Raw genomic sequence first — 20,213 nt, forward strand, 5'->3', positions numbered from 1 at the left:
TTTGAGATGAAGCCCTCTCGCCTCATATCTATTAACCGTTGGTACTCTCGAAGATCTTATCTGCCGATGCTGCCACAAATCCTGGGTACAACTCACCGTTATCCATTGGGTAGCGTTTAGCAAACTCGTAGAAGCCACCAGGAATCACCTCAACGCCTTCAGCAAAGGTCACTGGCACTTTGTCTGCCATGGTCGACGATTGCTCTAGTAGTACCTCTGGCGTGCCTTTTACTTCACCGCCATTCTCGTTGATGGTAAAGCCTACTGTGCGTAGGTGGTCGTTTACCTGCTTCACTTCTTGGTGCTGATTGAGCTGATTCACACTCACTGTGAAGTGGTTAGCTCCGTAGCCGTGCGCAGCAAGCCAAGAAGCGTACTCACTCTCTTTCGCTAAGATTTGGAAGTCAGCATAGCTAAGGTCCCACAAACGTCCGCCGTACAAGAAGTCACTGCCTGTCAGTTTAGAAGCATCAACCTGCTCTACCAGTTTATGAACGATGGCTTGTAGCTCTGGTGAGCACTCATCCACTTTCAATTCACTGATGAAGACTTTTGGCTGCTTCGGATCTGGGTGCTCAAAATGTTTTGCCACCAGCTTTTTGCTTTCAAATACGTAATCACCACAGGCTTTATAACCCACTGCCAAGAATGGCTTCGCCAGCGTTTCAATGCCTAGGGGAGCGACATTAAACGTACGTAGCGCAATATGGTCATTAATCAGAGGCTCATCTTCTTGAAGAAGTTGATGAACTTTAGCAGCAGAAGGACAAAGACGTTGAATGTAGTCTTGCCATAGCGATTCAAATAACACATCGGGCGTCATAACGACTCCTTGTTATGAAATGTAGAGTTAGGGGTAAGAGGAAGTTGACCGCTCGTTCACAGCCCTAAAGCTGTCCAGAATCACGAACGAGCGGCCATCAACCTGTGACGGTATGTGTGGCATAAGTGCCAGTCAGTCAACACGCGCTGGAGAGTCTTAAGCTCGCCTTTGGCGTTTGCCAGCGCGCTTACCAGAATCCTAACTTGGTAAATAGCTCCGGCAGAGAGAAGCGGCGATACTTTGTCACCACTTCGTGTTTCTCTATTACAGGCTTACACCCGGGCTCAATGTGGCAGGTAAGACCGTCTCTTGTCCTTCCATTGATGCCATTGGGTACGCACAGTAGTCTGCTGCGTAGTAAGCACTTGGACGTAGGTTACCCGACGCACCCGGACCACCAAATGGCGCATCACCACTTGCACCCGTCAGCTGACGGTTGCGGTTCACGATGCCAGCACGAATGTGGTCCACGAAGTATTCCCATTCTTGGTCGTCGGTTGAGACCAGACCTGCCGATAGACCAAAGCGCGTATCGTTCGCCAGCTCTACCGCTTTCTCTAGCCCTTCGTAGCGCACTACTTGCAGAAGTGGACCGAAGTACTCTTCATCTGGCAACTCAGCAATGTTCGTCACATCGATGATGCCCGGAGAAACAAACGCCGCCTCACCCGCTTTCGCTTCGATCAAGCTTTCACCACCAAGTGCTTGCAAGTTCGCTTGTGCATCGAGAATAAACTTGGCTGCCGCAAGCGAAATTTGCGGTCCCATGAATGGCGCAGGCTGTGCAAATGGTTGGTCTACGCGAATATTGCGTGTCGCTTCCACCAGCTTAGTAATCACTGTATCACCCTTGTCGCCAAATGGAATGTACAGACGACGAGCACAGGTACAACGTTGCCCTGCGCTGATAAAGGCAGATTGGATGATGGTGTAAACCGTTGCGTCTAGGTCGCCGTAGTTATCCGAGATAACCATCGGGTTGTTGCCACCCATTTCAAGCGCCAGCATCTTACCCGGCTGACCAGCAAATTGACGATGCAGAACATGACCTGTGTTTGCACTACCAGTAAACAGCACGCCATCAATGCCTTTCGCATCCGCCAGCGCAATACCAGTCTCTTTCGCGCCTTGAACTAGGTTAATCACACCTTTTGGTAGACCAACCTCTTCCCACAACTTCATAGCGAGTTCACCCGTCCATGGCGTTTGCTCAGACGGTTTGAAGACCACGGTGTTACCAGCCAGCAGTGCTGGCACGATGTGACCATTTGGCAGGTGACCCGGGAAGTTGTAAGGACCGAAGACCGCCATTACACCCAATGGGCGATGACGCAATACAATTTGGTTACCTGCAGCTTCACGTGCAGCTTCACCAGTACGGTCGTGGTAAGCACGAATAGAGATCGCGATTTTACCCGCCATCGCTGCCGCTTCAGTGCGCGTTTCCCAGATTGGCTTACCAGTTTCTTTGGCAATCACTTCAGCGATTTTTTCGCTGTTCTCTTTTACTTTCTCAGCAAAAGCCAACACGATCGCTTCACGCTCTGCAAATGGGCGCTTCTTCCAATCAACGAACGCTTCACGCGCCGCAGATACCGCTCGGTTAACCTGCTCTGCTGTCGCGCCGTTACCTTGCCAGATCACTTCTTGGTTGTACGGTGACAGAGACGTAAATGCTTCACCCTGACCTTGTACCCAATCACCTGCAATCCAATGTGTCATTGTTTCTATCCTTAAATTCTGTCGTCAGTTACTGCGGAAGAAGGCGAACAAAGTCCCCTTCCTCAACCAAGAGTGCATCCGCCAATTCTGGGGCTAGCACTACGCTTTGCGTTTCTGCGTCATACGCCGCTTTCGCTGCCGCAGCACGGAAGTTCTCGAATGACGAGTTACACATCAAGAAGTCTTGTGTGCTGGTATGCTCAGAGATTTTGACTTGTGCGCGGAATGAGTGGCGTACCGATTCGATATTGCGTAGGTCACACTCCACCGTTGGACCACCATCGAAGATGTCGACGTAACCACGGTTGGTGAAGCCTTCGTTCTCTAGTAGCTTCAAAGCAGGACGCGTGTTGTCATGCACTTGACCAATCACGGCTTGCGCTTCTGGGCTTAGCAGGTTGATGTAGATTGGCAACTTCGGCATCAAGTCAGCGATAAAGCCTTTCTTGCCGATACCCGTTAGATAATCCGCAAGCGTAAAATCGATTGAGAAGAAATGCTCTTGAAGCCACTGCCAGAATGGCGAGTTACCGTTCTCATCTGACACGCCACGCATTTCAGCAAAGATGGTTTCCGAGAAACGCTCTGGGTGCTCTGCCATCATTAAGAAGCGACACTTGGACATAAGACGCCCATTCAAGCCACCACGGAATTTCTCACGTAGGAACAAGGTGCAGATTTCGCTGTTACCCGTGTAGTTATTACCAAACGTCAGCAGCTTAACCACGTTATTTACGCCAAGCTTTGGTGACGAGTGCACCACTTTACTGATGTGGTAAGAATAAAAAGGCACATCCCAGCCGATTGAAGCTTCGATACCTGTGGTGCCTGCGACTTCTCCAGTTTCAGATTCAAAGCCCACCATTAGGTAGCCTTCATCACCGGCTTCCTTCACGTCAGGTTTGCCAAAACTGTATTCTGAGTGTTTGATTCGATTGGTTAACAGTTCTTCGTTAACCGGTAGAGATGTAAATCCATGACCTGACTCAACCGCACAGGTATGCAGCGCGTCATAATCCGACATTGCGATAGGGCGAACTACTAGCATCAATACTCCCTCCAGATGCAAGAAGATCCTAACTATATTGTAGGAACAATACCCCCATCAGAGATCCTTGATGGGGGTTTCTAGGTTGACGATAAGCGGAAATCGCGCTTAAACCAGCGTTGCGATCGCTTTATCCAGCTTCGCCAAACCTTCTTCGATTTCTTGTTGTGTGATAACGAGTGATGGTGTGAAACGTACGACATTGGCACCCGCAACCAATACCATGAGACCTTGTTTACCTGCAGCAACCAGTACGTCACGCGCACGGCCTTGCCACTCTTCATTAAGTGCTGCACCAAGCAGCAGACCTTTACCGCGCACTTCAGAGAAGATGTTGTATTTCGCGTTGATCTTATCCAAACCTTCACGGAACATTGCTTCACGCTCTAGTACGCCAGCCAATACTTCTGGTTTTGTCACTTCTTCAACAACGGCTTCTGCAACCGCACACGCTAGTGGGTTACCACCGTAAGTTGAACCGTGCGTGCCCACTTTCATGTGCTCAGCCAGTTTTGCCGTCGTTAGCATGGCACCAATAGGGAAACCACCACCCAGTGATTTCGCTGTGCTTAGGATGTCTGGCGTGATGCCCAGACCTTTGTATGCGTAGAAGTGACCAGTACGACCGTTACCAGTTTGCACTTCATCGAAAATCAGTAGTGCATTGTGTTTGTCACACAGTTCACGAACCGCTTGAGCGAACTCAGGTGTTGGTGGAATGATGCCGCCCTCACCTTGCAGAGGCTCCATCATTACCGCACAAGTACGATCAGACATGTGTGCTTGTAACGCTTCGATATCATTGTAAGGAAGATGTGTCACATCGCCTGGCTTAGGACCAAAACCATCTGAGTAAGCCGCTTGACCGCCCACCGTTACCGTGAAGAAAGTACGACCATGGAAACCTTGTTTAAATGCAATGATTTCCGACTTCTCAGTGCCATGAACGTCCGCTGCGTAACGACGTGCCAGCTTCAGCGCTGCTTCATTCGCTTCTGCACCAGAGTTAGCAAAGAACACACGCTCAGCAAAGCTGACTTCTGTTAGCTTCTTCGCCAGTCGCAGTGCAGGCTCGTTAGTCATAACATTACTTAGGTGCCAAAGCTTGTTACCTTGCTCAGTCAATGCGTTCACCATAACTGGGTGACAATGACCAAGACAGCTCACCGCAATACCACCAGCAAAGTCGATGTATTCATTTCCGTCCTGATCCCAAATGCGTGAACCTTCACCTTTTACAGGGATCATTTCCATCGGGTTATAGCAAGGTACCATTACCTCATCGAATAAACCGCGCTCTACTTTGTTTTCCGTTGTCATTGCACATTCCTTCTTGATACCGCATGCCTAGCAGATAAGCGAATTTAACCGGCACTCTTTGCCAGCAAATAATGTTTTGCATTTAAGCTATTACGGCATTGTATTTACATTTGATTAACCATTTCAATAGTGATTTATTCTTTTCGCATACCAGCGTAGCACCTCATACTCACTATCTATGATTATTTATGCACCAAGAAACGCAAATAGAGAAGCAATTTTTTATAAAAACCATGCATGGCAAGGTTCAGAAAGAAATGAGAAAAATGAATAGGACTCGCCTAATTATCAGAACGCATAGTTTTGCATTCCCATTCCAAGGCGAAAAATATGAAGAATTTGTTAAGAAAAGTGATCGCGATCAGATCATTTAGCGCGCTAGAAAGTTCGCAAGTAGCTCATGACCTTGTTCTGTCTTAATCGACTCAGGGTGAAACTGTACCGCATCAATTGGCAGCGTTTTATGCTGATAACCCATGATTTCATCCATGGTTCCATCAGGTAGTTCAGTCCACGCGGTCAATTCAAACACATCTGGCAAAGTGCCATTTTTCACCACCAGAGAGTGGTAGCGGGTTACCGTCAATGGGTTATTAAGGTTTTTAAACACACTGCGACCGTTGTGACGAATTGGTGATGTCTTGCCGTGCATCACTTGTCGAGCACGTACCACTTCGCCACCAAACACCTGTGCAATCGCCTGATGACCAAGGCAAACGCCCAAGATAGGTAACTTACCAGCAAAGTGCTCAATGGCTTGTAGAGAGATACCCGCTTCGTTAGGAGTACATGGCCCTGGAGAGATCACCAAATGAGTTGGGTTGAGCGCCTCAATGCCTTGGATATCGATTTCATCGTTACGCACCACCTTTACGTCTGCACCAAGCTCGCAGAAGTATTGGTAAAGGTTGTAGGTAAAAGAGTCGTAGTTATCGATGATCAACAACATAAAAGGTCGGTTGCTCCAATCCGTTTTGGCAATGCTTACGTAGTGAATCGCCACGTTCGTGACAATCAAGGGCGGTATTTTGCTATACCAAGCAAGAAAGGCAAGTTTTTGCTGAATAAAAAGGCCAGCATAGGCTGGCCTTTGGTCTTTACAGCTATTTAGGGACTGTTTGTCAGGAAATAAATCCGCTTAGCGACGACGGAATAAACCTAGACCTAGCAGCGCAAGTAGCGCACCGAAGCCAAATGAACCGCCATCATCATCTTCTGATGGGGTCGTGCTCGATGGCTCTAGCATAACATCGCGAGAATCGCTGAACTTGACCGTGTTACCCGTAGAGTCTGTCACTTTCTCTTCTAGAACGTACTGACCTTCTGCTGGTGCTTGATCGAATTCCACATTTGCACTGCGAGCATCAATGTCTGTTTGCGTCAACGTTGCACTTGCTGTGTAGCCATCTTCATCTGACGTTGATGATGCTGCTTGAGCTGCTTTCGTTAGACTTACCGTCACGATATCACCCACCACTGCGTTTGGCGGCAGACGTACTTCTACAGCCAGATTGTCACCTGAACTTGGTAGTGTGATGTCCGTATCTGGGAAATCAATTGCGATGATCACTGGATCATGGTCAGACGCTGAGAATGCATCTTTGTACTTCGGCATATCACCTGTGTACTTGCTGCTGTATTCAAACAAGTTACTTTCTAGTGAGTTGATGTGCCAGTCTTCAATCGCCACCACTTTTTGCGCCAAGCTGTTGCTTGCTAATGCGTGGTCTAGGTTACCTAGCTCACCAGAGTAAGTGTATGAGAAAGTATCAGCACCATGCAGCACGGTATTCAGGTTGTGGTAACCGTAGCCTTTTTCAATTTTGGTCTTCTCTACTTGAAGTTCACCACCACCAATGGTTGTGTAAGCTGCAGTGTAGATATCACGGCCGTATTTCTCTTTCGAGTAATCAGTCAGTGTAAGCAGAGGATCTTCCATGCCGTACGCGTTCAGATCACCCATCACTAGCACGTCACCTTCAATGCCTTTCAGAGCGTCACCCACAACGTTAGCAGCAGAAACACGGAAGTTGTTACAGTTACCTTGCAGATCCGCTGGCTCAGAGTCTTCTACGCCTGCGATCCACTCTTCAATACATTCAGAACCTTTCGATTTGAAGTGGTTAACAACAACAGATAGATCTTTACCTGTCTCTTTCACCGTGAAGGTTTGTAGCAAGCTATGACGCTGGTACTTGTCGTAAGCTGGGTTGCCTTCTGCACCGTCATTACGCGTAATAGTGTTTTCTTCGATGTGTTGCTCTGGCGTCACAATCACTTTCGCCGCTTCTTTTGGCGTCACCGCGTTAGCACGGTATAGGATCGCCACCATGATCGCATCACTACCAAAGTACTCGTCTTGGTATTTGTCTTGATCCGCGATTTCAACGTAAGTGTAATGATCTTCTGTATCTTCGATTTCAGCATTCAATGCATCCACCAAGTTCTTCACAGCACTACTATCACCAAAGCCGTTGTTCTCGACTTCCATCAAACCAATGATGTCAGCGTCCATCTTGTTCATCGCCGCAACGATTTTCGCTTGTTGGATCAGGAACTCGTCTAGGTTAGTCGCACCACGGTTTTGTCCAGTTGGGTTTTCATGACCACTATCAGCTACCGACGTGAAGTAGTTCAGTACGTTGAAGCTTGCAATACGCAAGTCTGAATCCGCAATCGCAGGGGCATCTTTACGAGCCACGTCGAAACCTTCACCGGAAGTCACGAAGTTAGTGTTATCGACTTCATTAGTCGCAATCAGGCGGTATTCACTGTAGCTATAAGCTACCACGCCCTGTAGACCTTCTACTCGCGAACCAAGGCGAATATGCTGCTCAGAAGAGCCATCTTGGTCTGCATCTTTAGCAAAATCTGGGTAGTAAGGGATTTGACCGCTTGGCGCTTTGCCATCAGATTCTAGGTATACGCGGTTTGCAGCGTTGTCTTTTGCAAGTTCAACCGCTGCATCACTTTCTGCAGCATGCAGTTGAGTCGGTTTAAATAGAGGCGCTTCATGCGAAAGCATCATGTTGTTACGACGTGAATCATAGTCGTAAGAGAAGTTACGAGTCACGAACAAGTCGCTCGCTGATTTCAACTCAACTTGCATGCCTTCATGACGCTCTAGTGCGTCACGTAGAGTCTCGCCTTCTTTGATGATGAGATCGGTAACAAGATCGATATCCGAAGTACCCGTCTTCACATAGCTATTGGCATCAGAAGCAAGCTGAGTATTGCTGTAGTACTCTTGAACCTTACCCTTCACACAAACAACATCGCCTGCTTTTAAGTTGGTATCAGCAGCATCAGTATGGATAAATAAGCCTTCCGAGGTCTTATCGTTGTTGTCGTTCTCTAGCGCTTGTAGGTAGAAGCCTTTGGTCAAGCCAGTTGTTACTGCCGTGACGACACCAGTAACAAAGTGGTCTTCTTCTGTGATGTACGGGTAGCCATCAATAAATGGAGACGTCGAACCTTCACCTTGAATATCTTGAATAGTAGTAAAGCTCGGTTGTTGACCATCTACTTCACAAGCGAATGGTGCCGGTGGCTCAGTCGCGTTTAGCTCACCAAGACCATCAATGTTGTCTTTCTCGAACGCCGTCCATTGTGATGCATCATAAGTAGCAGAAGGGGTTAACGCATCACTGTTACGAACCAATGTGGTGTCTTTACCAAAATCTACGTCACCCATCACACCGATGATGTCGTGCACTTCACCATTTTTAAGCAGCGCGATCGGGTCGTCACCGTTAAAGTTCGCTACGCTTTTATCAGTGATATCCGCTACCGCTTTGATTGCATCGCTCGCATCACCATGAGCCAGTACATACACTTGGTTAGCTTGTAGCGTCACTTGGCTTAGGTCGATTGTGCTGCCCCAAGTACCACCACCGTTTGATGATTTTGCCAGTTCATAGCCTGTTAGCGTTACTGCCGCATCGCCCGTGTTCGCGATTTCAACGGCTTTATTGTATGAACCACCTTCAACATACTGGGAAAGAATAATTTCAGCATTAGCGTTGGCACTAAGTGCGCTGGCAATCGTCAGTGCAAGTAAAGAGGGTTTGATTAACGTATCCATTGTCGTACCTGATATTTATTTAAATGCAAACTAAGCCCTGAGCAGAGCCCACCATTTGTGCCTACTATCAGGTTTATTTATGAAATAAATAAGAAATACCAGCAAAAGCCGTGAAATATGTCACAAGCGGATAGTCGAAATTATGCCAGGGCAGATCCTTTAAACAGTTTTTGTAACAAATACAATAACTAAAGAGGTTAAAAGCAAAAGTTAGAGTTGTTGCTCAGTTTTAGTTTCTCTAGCGTGTTATATGGATAATTAAGATAAAAAGCTCATTACTTTAAAACTAAAGACAGGTTTATTTCTGCTCATTAGTAAACAGACATAAAAAAAGCTCCACCAAAGGTGGAGCTTTCTTATATTCGAGTTTTGCCTATGGGCGAGCGACAAAACCTACTGCTTCGTACGCTTTCTTCAATGTTTCCGCTGCGCGAGCTGACGCTTTTTCAGCACCTTGCTTCATCACTTCGTTCATGTAAGCACGGTCAGCACGAATGCGGTGGTATTCAGCCTGAATTGGCTCAAGCATAGTCACCAGCGCTTCACCAACGTCTTTCTTGAATGGGCCGTACATTTCAACGCCTTGGTATTTCGCTTCAATCTCTTCAAAGCTCATACCTGTTGCCGCAGAGTACAGCCCCATTAGGTTAGAGATACCTGCTTTGTTGTCCCAATCGTGAGCGATACGCGGTGGCGTTTCTGTGTCAGTTTGCGCTTTGTTGATCTTCTTAATGATCGACTTAGGCTCTTCCAGTAGCGTGATAACGTTCTTACGGTTGTCATCTGATTTGGACATCTTCTTCGTTGCGTCTTGAAGGCTCATTACACGCGCGTTTACCGTCGGAATGTAAGGCTCTGGCACTTGGAAGATTGGCTGCTCTGGTGAGTAGATGTTGTTAAAGCGGTTAGCAATATCACGCGCTAACTCTAGGTGTTGCTTCTGGTCGCTACCTACTGGCACTTGGTGTGCGCCATACAGCAGGATGTCTGCCGCCATCAGTACTGGGTAGTCAAACAGACCAACATTTACATCACCAAACTGGCTTGAGCTGTCGTTTGAGTAACGTGCAGATTTGTCTTTAAACTGAGTCATACGACCCAGTTCACCCATTTGGGTGTAACAGTTAAGAAGCCAACCAAGTTGAGCATGCTCTGGTACGTGTGACTGAACAAATAGCGTGCTCTTCTTCGGGTCAACACCAACTGCCAGACAGATCGCCAGTGCGTCTAGAGTCGCTTCATGCAGAGCTTTAGGATCTTGACGAACCGTAATCGCGTGAAGGTCTACCACACAGTATTGGCAATCATAATCGTCTTGCATCTGCTGCCATTGACGTAGAGCACCCAAGTAGTTACCGATACTTAGTTCACCTGAAGGTTGAACACCACTCAATACAATGGGTTTGCTCATTAGAATGATTCCTTTGACTTCTTAATCTAATTAAATGAAAAAACCGTGCAGCGATAGGCGCACGGCTTACTCAGTGTACTCATTAACGAGTATTTTGGAAGCTCTTTTGCAGCCGTTATGCAGAAACCGCTACGACATCCAATAATTCTGCCAAACTGTCAGCGACGAAATCTGGGTTTGACGACGAAATTGGCTCGCCGTGGTTATAACCGTAAGTTAAGCCAAATGAGGCACAACCTGCATTCTTCGCCGCCAAGATATCGTTTTTCGAATCGCCGACCATCAGCATTTCACTTGGCTGAACTTGGTGTTTTTCCATCAACCAGTTCAGTGCGACTGGGTTTGGCTTTTTCTCTGGGAATGCATCACCGCCAAGAACATCAACAAAGTATTTTGCGATGTCGTGCTTTTCCAAAACGTCAGGCACAAACTTTGAAGGTTTGTTAGTCACCAACGCCATAACAAAGCCCGCTTTATGTAGTTCTGCTAGTGTCTCTTTTACCGTTGGGTAAAGGTGGCTTAGTTTATGACCGCTTTGCTCATAGTAATCATCAAACAGTACACGCGCTTTAGCACAAAGCTCTTCGCTCAGCTCTGGATTGATGGTTAGACTTTGGCTTAATGAACGACCAATCAACACGTCTGCACCGTTACCGACGTAGTCACGAACCTGCTCTTCTGAAACAGACGGAAAGCCAAGCGCTTGTACCGCTTGGTCAGCCGCTACCGCGAGATCTGGCACGCTATCAAGCAACGTACCATCAAGATCGAAGGCGATGAATTTAATGTCTTGTTGAGTCATAACTTCCCTGAAGATTTTTATTTATAAATCGGTGAAAACGACAAAGGATGGCACCCCATCCTTTGTTTTTATCATTGTGTCTGACTTTGCAGTAACTATTTGTTTGTTAGCAATTTGTCTAGCAATTACTTTGCAGCAATACGCTGACGAACCGCTTCAAACAAACAGATGCCAGATGCCACAGATACGTTCAAGCTTGAAACGCTACCTGCCATTGGGATCTTAATCAAATCATCACAGGTTTCGCGAGTCAGACGACGCATGCCGTCACCTTCTGCCCCCATAACGATAGCAAGAGGACCAGTCAGTTTTGCTTGGTAGATGTCGTGCGTTGCTTCGCCCGCCGTACCAACAAACCAGATGCCTTGCTCTTGCAGTGTACGCATAGTACGAGCCAGGTTGGTCACTCGGATCAATGGCACGACTTCCGCTGCGCCACAAGCCACTTTGCTTACGGTTGCGTTCATCGGTGCAGAACGATCTTTCGGTACGATGATCGCCGCTGCGCCAGCTGCGTCGGCATTACGTAGACAAGCACCTAGGTTATGCGGATCCGTCACACCATCCAACACCAATAGTAGCGGTGATTCGTGCTGCGCTAGGATGCCGTCAATGTCATTTTCATTAAGCTGTTTCGCAGCTTTAACACGAGCAATGATGCCTTGGTGATTAGCACCATGCGCTTTGTCATCTAAAGTTTTACGTGTCATTTGTTGAATCGAAACACCACAGACCTGAAGATCATTCAAGATTGGCATTAGGCGATCGTCTTGACGGCCTTTTAAGACGTATGCTTCGATAAAACGTTCTGGTTCACGTTCCAATACCGCTTTCACTGCGTGAATGCCGTAGATAAATTCGTTACTCATTATTTAACCTGTTGTTCTGGTCGTATTGCCTACGCCAACCTATCTCTCTGTATCCAGAATAGATTGGCGATTCAGCCTACTGAGCGTCGCTGTTGGTACGCTTGCTCTTCTTCGACTTACTGTGTGGCTTTTTCTTACGTGCTTTCTTTGGCTTTTTCACGCCTTCAGTGTCGCCTCGTTTCGCTCCACCTTTACGAGGCTTATCTGCTTCTGCAGGCTCTGGTCGCTTAGTGGGCTCAATCGCAGGTATCGCACGCGTGCCGCCTTTCGTTGCTGCACGTTTTTTCTCTTTCGCTTTGCGTTTGGCATCCGCTGCGCGTTTCTTCGCAGTCTTACCTTTGCCACGTAGCTTACGGCTTGTTTCGATTAATTCAAAGTCAATTTGCTTGTCATTTAAGTTAACCGCAAGCACTTTCACTTTCACCGCATCGCCTAGGCGATAGATGTTACCGAAGCTTTCACCGATAAGTCTTTGACCAATCGGATCAAATTGGTAGTAGTCGTTCGCGAGCGTTGAAATGTGCACCAAACCATCAATATGCAGCTCAGTCAGACGAACAAAGAAACCAAAGCTGGTCACGTTGGCAATAACACCATCCAACTCGTCGCCAACGTGGTCTTGCATGTATTCACACTTCAACCAATCAGCCACTTCACGAGTTGCGTCGTCTGCACGGCGCTCTGTCATCGAACACTGCTCACCATAGAAATCCATGTCGTCAAACGAGTAGTGGTAACCACCAGTTGGCGTCCAACGATCTTGGTTACGACCTTCTTCTTTAGCAATCAGATATTTGATTGCGCGGTGAAGCAGCAAGTCAGGGTAGCGGCGAATTGGCGACGTGAAGTGCGCGTAACGTTTCAGCGCTAGACCAAAGTGACCGGCATTGTCTGCGTTGTAGACCGCTTGCTTCATTGAGCGCAGCAGCATGGTTTGAATCAGTTCTTTGTCCTGACGTTCTGCGATTTGTTTTACTAAGTCTGCGTAGTCGGTTGGTGATGGCTCTAGACCACCTTTCAGATCCAGACCTAGCTCACCGAGGAAATCACGGAAACCTTGCAGGCGCAGTTCACCCGGAGATTCGTGCACACGGTACAACGCTGGCTCTTTCGCTTTCTCAACGTAAGACGCTGAAGCGATGTTCGCTAAGATCATACATTCTTCGATGATCTTGTGTGCGTCGTTACGAATCACTGGCTCGATGCTTTCAATCTTACGATCTGCGTTGAAGATGAACTTAGCTTCAACGGTTTCAAATTCGATCGCACCACGGTTATCACGCGCTTCTTTAAGTACTTTGTACATCGCGTGCAGCTCTTCAAGGTGAGGAACCACAGCGTGATAACGCATGCGTAGTTCTTCATCCCCTTCTAGAATCGCGCCCACTTTGTTGTAAGTCAGACGAGCGTGCGAGTTCATCACGGCTTCGTAGTGCTTGTAACCTGATAGCTTACCGGTGTCAGAGATGGTCATCTCACATACCATACACAAGCGATCAACTTGCGGGTTAAGTGAACACAAACCATTTGATAGCACTTCAGGTAGCATTGGCACAACTTGCGATGGGAAGTACACCGAGTTACCACGGTTGATGGCTTCTTTATCCAGCGCTGTGTCTGTACGTACGTAGTAACTTACGTCAGCAATCGCTACCCATAAGCGCCAACCGCCGCTCTTTTTCTTCTCACAGTACACAGCGTCATCGAAGTCACGAGCGTCTTCACCATCGATGGTCACCAACGGTAAGTCACGTAGGTCGACCCGACCCACTTTCGCTTCTTCTGGAACTTCTTCGCCCAGATTTTCGATTTGCTTATCCACCGCTTCTGGCCAGTCGTGTGGAATCTGGTGGGTGCGGATTGCAATTTGCGTTTCCATACCTGGCGCCATGTTTTCGCCAAGGACTTCAACCACTTTACCCATCATGCCACGTGAGCGAGAACCACGGTCGGTGATCTCAATCACAACCACATTACCCATACGGGCACCCGCTTTGTGCTCATTTGGGATCAGGATGTCTTGGCTGATGCGCGAGTCATCAGGAACAACGTATGAGTAACCGTATTCAAGGAAGAAACGACCCACGATCTGCGTGTTGCGCTCTTCTAAAACGCGCACAAGACGCCCTTCACGACGACCACGTTTACTGTTGTCGGTTGGTTGCACCAATACGTAGTCACCATGGATGATGTGTTTCATCTGGTGATGTGGCAGCACAATGTCATTATCCTTGCCAACACTGCCTTCTGGACGAACCCAACCATGGCCATCTTTGTGGCCAATTACGTAACCTTTCACCATCTCGAGTTTTTCTGGCAACGCGTAGCACTGACGGCGCGTAAACACGAGCTGACCATCACGCTCCATTGCACGCAATCGACGGCGCAAACCTTCGTACTGCTCTTCACCTTCAAGTTTCAGCGCTTCGAACAAATCATTGCGATTCATCGGCACACCCGCTTCTTCTAGAAACTCAAGAATGAACTCTCGGCTTGGGATTGGATTTTCGTAATTTTTGGATTCACGATCTGCGAAAGGATCGTTTGGAATGTTGTCTGACATAGGCACGCCTATCTAGCAAGGAAGGTATAGAGCTAGTATATCCGAGTCTCTCGATAAGCTACAGAAATTGCTTTAAAAAAGAGTCTTAGTAAGAGGATTTTAAAGGCGTAAACAACACTATGGACGAGCGAGTAAGATTAGCAGTTCCGAATTATCACTCAATAGTTCTTCAATCGTGCAGCCATCCAATTCCGCAAGAAAAGCCATTTTCGCTTTGGCGAGCTTTTCTTTTAGGCGGCATGCTGGCGTGATGTGACAAAATTCCACGGAACAATTCACCAAATCTAACGGCTCTAAATCGCGCACGACTCCCCCCCCACGGTAATCTCTTCTGGAGCCTTCAATAAACGAATACCACCATTTTTCCCGCGAACGGTGTGCACATAGCCAAGCTGACCAAGGCGATTGATCACCTTCACCATATGGTTCCGTGATACACCAAATAAATCAGTCACTTCAGTAATGTTTGTCAGCTCATCTTTAGGCAGTGAAGCCAAGTAAATCAGGGTTCTTAGCGCGTAATCGGTAAAGCTGGTTAACTGCATATTGCTATCCTCTCTAGTAGCAAAAGTGTAAATCTTTTCTTGATCGAAAGATACATTTGAGATACAACTTTAAACATGCATTATAAATACAACTTTAAATAGGAAGTCATTATGCTCAGCAATCAAACCATTGATATCGTAAAAGCAACCGCACCACTGCTTGCAGAAACTGGTCCAAAGTTAACCGCACACTTTTATGATCGTATGTTCACCCATAACCCTGAGTTGAAAGACATTTTCAACATGAGCAATCAGCGTAACGGTGACCAACGTGAAGCTCTATTTAATGCAATCTGTGCTTACGCAGCCAACATCGATAACCTACCAGCACTGCTTGGTGCAGTAGAGAAGATCGCCCACAAGCACACCAGCTTTATGATCACTAAAGATCAGTACCAAATCGTTGGTACACACCTACTGGCGACTATCGATGAGTTGTTCTCTCCGGGTCAGGAAGTGATTGATGCATGGGCAGAAGCTTACGGCGTACTTGCAAACGTGTTCATTCAACGTGAAGAGCAAATCTACCAAGAGAATGCTGCACTTCAAGGTGGTTGGCGTGGGCTGCGTGAATTTGAGTTGGTGGGCAAGCAGCTTGAAAGTGAAAACATCTGTAGCTTTGTTTTCAAACCAACCGATGGTGAAGTGGTTTCTGAGTACAAACCGGGTCAATACCTAGGTATCTACATCAACAGCGATAAGTTCGAAAACCAAGAGATTCGCCAATACAGCCTATCCTCTGCGGTTCAAGAGAACACTTACCGTATCTCGGTAAAACGCGAACAAGGCGGTAAAGTATCGAACTTCCTTCACGATGAGTTGAACATCGGCGATAAGGTACAACTTGCTGCACCTGCGGGTGATTTCTTTATGGATGTGGACGCGGCTACACCAGTTGTTTTGGTGTCAGCGGGCGTTGGTCTAACTCCGACTCTATCGATGCTTGAGAGCCTTTCTGAGCACCAAGCGCCAGTAACATGGGTGCACGCAGCAGAAAACGGCCAACAGCACGCATTCAAACAGCACGTAAACCAAATCGTGAATGCAAAAGAAAACATGAACTCGTTAGTTTGGTACAACCAACCAACAGCAGAAGATAAGATTGGTGAAGACTTCCAATTCACGGGTTTCGTCAACTTAAATGAAATTGAAGCAGCCCTTAAGCAAGACAACGTACAAGTCTACTTCTGTGGCCCGGTTGGCTTTATGCAGCACGTCGCGAAACAACTGCTTGAGCTTGGCGTAGCGCAAGAGCAGTTCCATTACGAGTGCTTCGGTCCACACAAAGTCGTTTAATCGCTCACGATTACTCGTCGGGAAAAACAACAAAGCCCACATGATGTGGGCTTTGTTGTATCTATTCGCAGAGCTTTATGAAGTTACTGGTATTTTAAGAGTACATTTACCAGAAGGTGTCTCGGCGCTTGGCTCGCGCAATAATGTTTTGCGGCATACGCTGCTCAAGACCATTTCTCAGCATTGCAATACGCTTATGTTGTCTCTTATCCGCAGTCACAGAGTTATACAACCAACGGTAGGCATCTTCGTAGTCGAGCGGGCTACCGTAATCGCGCAGTAATAGTTCGGCAAGATGAATACGCGCGTTCAAGTTGCCCATCGATGCGGCTTCACGCAGGTATGGGATCGCACGTTCTTTATCTTGTTGGACTAAAGTTCCACGAGAGTAGTAGCGGCCAAGTTGCTCTAACGCTGCAGGTAAACCTTGGTGGGCTGCGTTTTCCATGTAGTAAAGACCAAGCTCTACGTCTTGCTCTACACACACGCCCCACGCAAGCATATCGCCATAAAGGAATTCATAAGACGGCAAGTTAATGCGCGTCGCACGTGCCACGATATCTTCCACTAGCTGGCAGTTATCAGCGCGCACGCGCTCTAGGTGCTTATTCTGCTCAATAAGCTTAATCAATTCTGCTTCGGTGTAGATAGGAACTGGCGCCCCTACATCGGCAACATTTGCCTTAGCCGATGTTGCACTCAGCATCAATAACAGTGAAGCAGCCACTGTTCGTAACTTCATATATGTACTCTTTAAGGTATCTAAGAAACCAAAGATCAGCCAAGGATCTCCTCTGCTTGATTACCTTATCGGCAAAGGTTAGTTAAGCTTTAGGCAAATTTTGCCTCCTGTCTAATCTTAACGGCAACAACTTGCCATATCGAGTACGATTTTTCACCAATGGTTCTAATTCACAAATATAAAAAAACCGGCCATCATAGCCGGTTTTTAAAAATCTCTAACGAGTATCGATTAAGCTTCGAATGGGTGAACCTTAATGATGGTTTCGTTACGGTCAGGACCAGTTGAGATGATGTCTACTGGCACGCCAGTTAGCTCTTCGATACGCTTGATGTAATCTAGAGCAGCTTGTGGTAGCTCATCGATTGATTTTGCACCGAATGTGTTCTCAGACCAACCTGGCATTGTTTCGTAGATAGGCGTCGCTTTTTCAAATGCTTCAGCAGCCATCGGAGAAACTTCTAGCGTAGAGCCATCTTCCATCTTGTAACCAGTACAGATTTTTAGCTCTTCTAGACCATCTAGTACGTCTAGTTTAGTTAGACAGAAACCAGATACAGAGTTGATTTGAATTGCGCGACGCATAGCAACGGCATCGAACCAACCAGTACGGCGTAGACGACCTGTTGTCGCACCGAACTCGTGACCCACTTCACCTAGGTGTTTACCTACTGGATCTTGCTTGTCTAGACCATCGTATAGCTCAGTCGGGAATGGACCTGCACCAACACGAGTACAGTAAGCTTTCGCGATACCAAGGATGTAACCGATGTGACGAGGACCGAAACCAGAACCTGCAGCAACACCACCAGCAGTCGTGTTAGAAGAAGTTACGTACGGGTAAGTACCGTGGTCGATATCAAGTAGCGTACCTTGTGCACCTTCGAACATGATCTTGTCGCCGCGCTTACGTGCTGCGTCTAGTTCGTCAGTTACGTCGATAACCATAGAAGTTAGTAGTTCAGCGTAACCTTTCGCTTGCTCAAGTACTTCTTCGTAGCTTACTGCTTCAGCTTTGTAGAAGTTAACTAGTTGGAAGTTATGGAATTCCATTACTTCTTTTAGTTTCTCAGCGAAAGATTCCATATCGAATAGATCGCCAACGCGCAGACCGCGACGAGCAACTTTATCTTCGTATGCTGGACCAATACCACGGCCAGTAGTACCGATAGCTTTTTTACCGCGAGCGATTTCGCGAGCTTGGTCCATTGCAACGTGGTAAGGAAGAATTAGAGGACATGCTTCAGAAATGAAAAGACGTTCGCGTACTGGAATGCCGCGCTCTTCAAGAGGTTTCATTTCTTTAATTAGAGCTTCAGGCGATAGTACAACACCGTTACCGATAACGCATTTTACGTTATCGCGAAGGATACCTGATGGAATTAAGTGAAGAACGGTTTTTTCACCGTCAATTACAAGTGTGTGACCTGCATTGTGACCGCCTTGGTAGCGTACCACGTATTTTGCATCTTCAGTTAAAAGGTCTACAATTTTACCTTTACCTTCGTCACCCCATTGGGTGCCTAGAACGACTACGTTATTTCCCATCTTTCCAAGTCTGATTGCTAGTTAAAAATGGATTCTAGCACCGAATCACACTTCTTGCAGTCATTTTTTGTTCACAGAGTGGATACCAGAATGCAAACTCGCCAATCTTACTCATTTCGAAATCACTACATCACTGATAATATTTACTTTTCAGAATTCGACTAGGGATCATGATGTCAGAGTCTATTTGGCTAGCGATAGGGCTAGTATTGATCGTTGAAGGTATTGGACCGTTGATCGCCCCAAATGGTTGGCGCAACATGGTCGCTCAGTTAAGTGAGCAACCGGATAACCAGTTGCGTCGCATTGGCGGTTGTTTAGTAGTAGCGGGCGCCGTAATCGCCATCATGATGAGTTAACATACTCGCGGTGCCTATCCGATATTTATCCAACAGATACCAAAAGATACAAAAAAGGCTCCATCACGGAGCCTTTTTAATTTGCTGTAACGCTTAGCTTATTTCGCTTCTGTGCCTTTCGCATTGTTCATGTATTGGAAGAACTCACTCTTCGGATCCAGAACAAGGATGTCACTCTTAGAGCTGAACGATTTTTCGTAAGCTTTTAGAGAACGTAGGAAGCTGAAGAACTCAGGATCTTTGTTGTACGCATTCGCGTAGATCTTCGCCGCTTCTGCATCCGCTTCACCTCGTGTTACACGAGCTGTTTTGTCTGCTTCAGCAAGAATTGTTGCCACTTCAAGCTCAGCTTGTGCACGGATAACTTCTGCTTTCTCACGACCTTGAGAACGGTGCTTACGCGCTACCGACTCACGCTCTGCGCGCATACGACGGTAGATAGATTCACTGATCTCATCTGGTAGGTTGATCTTCTTCATACGGAAGTCAACGATGCGAACACCCAAGTCTTTCATTGCACTATCGCGCGTGTCTTTCAACACTTCAGACATGATTAGGTCACGTTCACCATCGATTTCCAATGCTTCACGAGCAGCTTCAGTACTCACTTCATCACTGTTTGCATCTTCTGGAAGTACGTCATTATTGCGTGGACCAGATACGATTTGCTTGATTTCACGAGAACCGATTTCTGCACGTAGCACGTCTGTTACCTTACGCTCAAGAAGCGCTTCAGCTGTCAGTGTGTTACCACCGCCAGTTGCTAGGTAGTAACGACCAAAATCTTCAATACGCCACTTAACGTAGGTATCGATGATTACGTCTTTTTTCTCAGACGTTACGAAACGGTCAGCACGGCCATCCATTGTTTGGATACGCGCATCTAACTGCTTAACTCGATCAAACAGTGGCATTTTGAAATGCAGACCCGGCTCGTAAATACGAGTGATGTCGTTGTTATCTTTCAAGACACGACCGAATCGAACCACAATACCACGCTCACCTTCAGGAATCACAAACAGTGACATCAGCATTAATGCCAGTGCGATTACCAATACAGGGATCATTAACTTACGCATTT

16 protein-coding genes and 1 pseudogene are annotated in these 20,213 nt (G+C 47.0%); 3 read left to right on the plus strand and 14 right to left on the minus strand.

Annotated elements, in window-relative coordinates; all coding sequences use genetic code 11:
- Positions 1–31: 31 nt before the first annotated feature.
- The 4 genes from B853_RS13790 to B853_RS13805 form a co-directional block, all read right to left on the minus strand.
- A complete protein-coding gene (locus B853_RS13790) occupies positions 32–823 on the minus strand; it encodes a DUF1338 domain-containing protein (RefSeq protein WP_038884067.1) in 792 nt (263 codons plus the stop codon).
- 264 nt (positions 824–1,087) lie between these two features.
- Positions 1,088–2,545, minus strand: coding sequence for a succinylglutamate-semialdehyde dehydrogenase (astD, locus tag B853_RS13795; RefSeq protein ID WP_038884068.1), 1,458 nt, complete (start codon positions 2,543–2,545; stop codon positions 1,088–1,090).
- 28 nt (positions 2,546–2,573) lie between these two features.
- Positions 2,574–3,593, minus strand: a complete 1,020-nt coding sequence (astA, locus tag B853_RS13800; protein ID WP_010443978.1) for an arginine N-succinyltransferase — start codon at positions 3,591–3,593, stop codon at positions 2,574–2,576.
- Positions 3,594–3,701: 108 nt separating this feature from the next.
- Positions 3,702–4,913 carry an aspartate aminotransferase family protein gene (locus B853_RS13805; protein ID WP_038884069.1) on the minus strand — a complete coding sequence of 404 codons (1,212 nt, stop codon included), beginning with the start codon at positions 4,911–4,913 and terminating at the stop codon, positions 3,702–3,704.
- A gap of 188 nt (positions 4,914–5,101) precedes the next feature.
- Between B853_RS13805 and B853_RS13810 the strand changes: the two genes are divergently transcribed.
- A complete protein-coding gene (locus B853_RS13810) occupies positions 5,102–5,287 on the plus strand; it encodes a hypothetical protein (protein ID WP_038884070.1) in 186 nt (61 codons plus the stop codon).
- Here the strand turns inward: B853_RS13810 and B853_RS13815 are convergent.
- From B853_RS13815 to nsrR, 7 genes and pseudogenes are all read right to left on the minus strand, one after another.
- Entirely contained in the window at positions 5,284–5,862 is a 579-nt protein-coding gene (locus B853_RS13815; RefSeq protein WP_038884071.1) for an aminodeoxychorismate/anthranilate synthase component II, read from the minus strand. The two genes, B853_RS13810 and B853_RS13815, sit on opposite strands and share 4 nt — an antisense overlap.
- A gap of 189 nt (positions 5,863–6,051) precedes the next feature.
- On the minus strand, positions 6,052–8,997 hold the full coding sequence (locus B853_RS13820) for an ExeM/NucH family extracellular endonuclease (RefSeq protein ID WP_038884073.1): 2,946 nt from the start codon (positions 8,995–8,997) through the stop codon (positions 6,052–6,054).
- 373 nt (positions 8,998–9,370) lie between these two features.
- Positions 9,371–10,408, minus strand: coding sequence for a tryptophan--tRNA ligase (trpS, locus tag B853_RS13825; RefSeq protein ID WP_005432761.1), 1,038 nt, complete (start codon positions 10,406–10,408; stop codon positions 9,371–9,373).
- A 115-nt stretch (positions 10,409–10,523) separates the two neighbouring features.
- Positions 10,524–11,210 (minus strand): phosphoglycolate phosphatase, encoded by a 687-nt coding sequence (locus B853_RS13830; RefSeq protein ID WP_038884074.1) that lies wholly within the window; start codon positions 11,208–11,210, stop codon positions 10,524–10,526.
- Positions 11,211–11,335: 125 nt separating this feature from the next.
- Entirely contained in the window at positions 11,336–12,079 is a 744-nt protein-coding gene (gene rlmB, locus B853_RS13835) for a 23S rRNA (guanosine(2251)-2'-O)-methyltransferase RlmB (RefSeq protein ID WP_010443989.1), read from the minus strand.
- A 76-nt stretch (positions 12,080–12,155) separates the two neighbouring features.
- Entirely contained in the window at positions 12,156–14,642 is a 2,487-nt protein-coding gene (gene rnr, locus B853_RS13840; protein WP_038884076.1) for a ribonuclease R, read from the minus strand.
- A 117-nt stretch (positions 14,643–14,759) separates the two neighbouring features.
- Positions 14,760–15,187 (minus strand): annotated as a pseudogene (gene nsrR, locus B853_RS13845) (nitric oxide-sensing transcriptional repressor NsrR).
- Positions 15,188–15,298: 111 nt separating this feature from the next.
- Between nsrR and hmpA the strand changes: the two are divergent.
- Complete coding sequence (gene hmpA, locus B853_RS13850) at positions 15,299–16,483, plus strand: NO-inducible flavohemoprotein (RefSeq protein WP_038884078.1); 1,185 nt, start codon at positions 15,299–15,301, stop codon at positions 16,481–16,483.
- Between the two features lie 106 nt (positions 16,484–16,589).
- Here hmpA and motX read toward each other — a convergent pair whose 3' ends face one another.
- Both motX and B853_RS13860 read right to left on the minus strand, forming a co-directional pair.
- A complete protein-coding gene (gene motX / locus B853_RS13855; protein ID WP_038884079.1) occupies positions 16,590–17,225 on the minus strand; it encodes a flagellar protein MotX in 636 nt (211 codons plus the stop codon).
- 231 nt (positions 17,226–17,456) lie between these two features.
- The gene (locus tag B853_RS13860) at positions 17,457–18,773 is read right to left on the minus strand and encodes an adenylosuccinate synthase (RefSeq protein WP_010443999.1); all 1,317 of its coding nucleotides are present in this window, start codon (positions 18,771–18,773) and stop codon (positions 17,457–17,459) included.
- Between the two features lie 173 nt (positions 18,774–18,946).
- Between B853_RS13860 and B853_RS13865 the strand changes: the two genes are divergently transcribed.
- Complete coding sequence (locus B853_RS13865; RefSeq protein WP_010444000.1) at positions 18,947–19,132, plus strand: DUF2065 domain-containing protein; 186 nt, start codon at positions 18,947–18,949, stop codon at positions 19,130–19,132.
- A 98-nt stretch (positions 19,133–19,230) separates the two neighbouring features.
- On the opposite strand, the gene hflC is transcribed toward B853_RS13865, so the two are convergent.
- Positions 19,231–20,211, minus strand: a complete 981-nt coding sequence (gene hflC, locus B853_RS13870; RefSeq protein ID WP_038884080.1) for a protease modulator HflC — start codon at positions 20,209–20,211, stop codon at positions 19,231–19,233.
- Positions 20,212–20,213 lie beyond the last annotated feature (2 nt).

Source organism: Vibrio rotiferianus CAIM 577 = LMG 21460, from assembly GCF_002741985.1.
Lineage (GTDB): Bacteria > Pseudomonadota > Gammaproteobacteria > Enterobacterales > Vibrionaceae > Vibrio > Vibrio rotiferianus.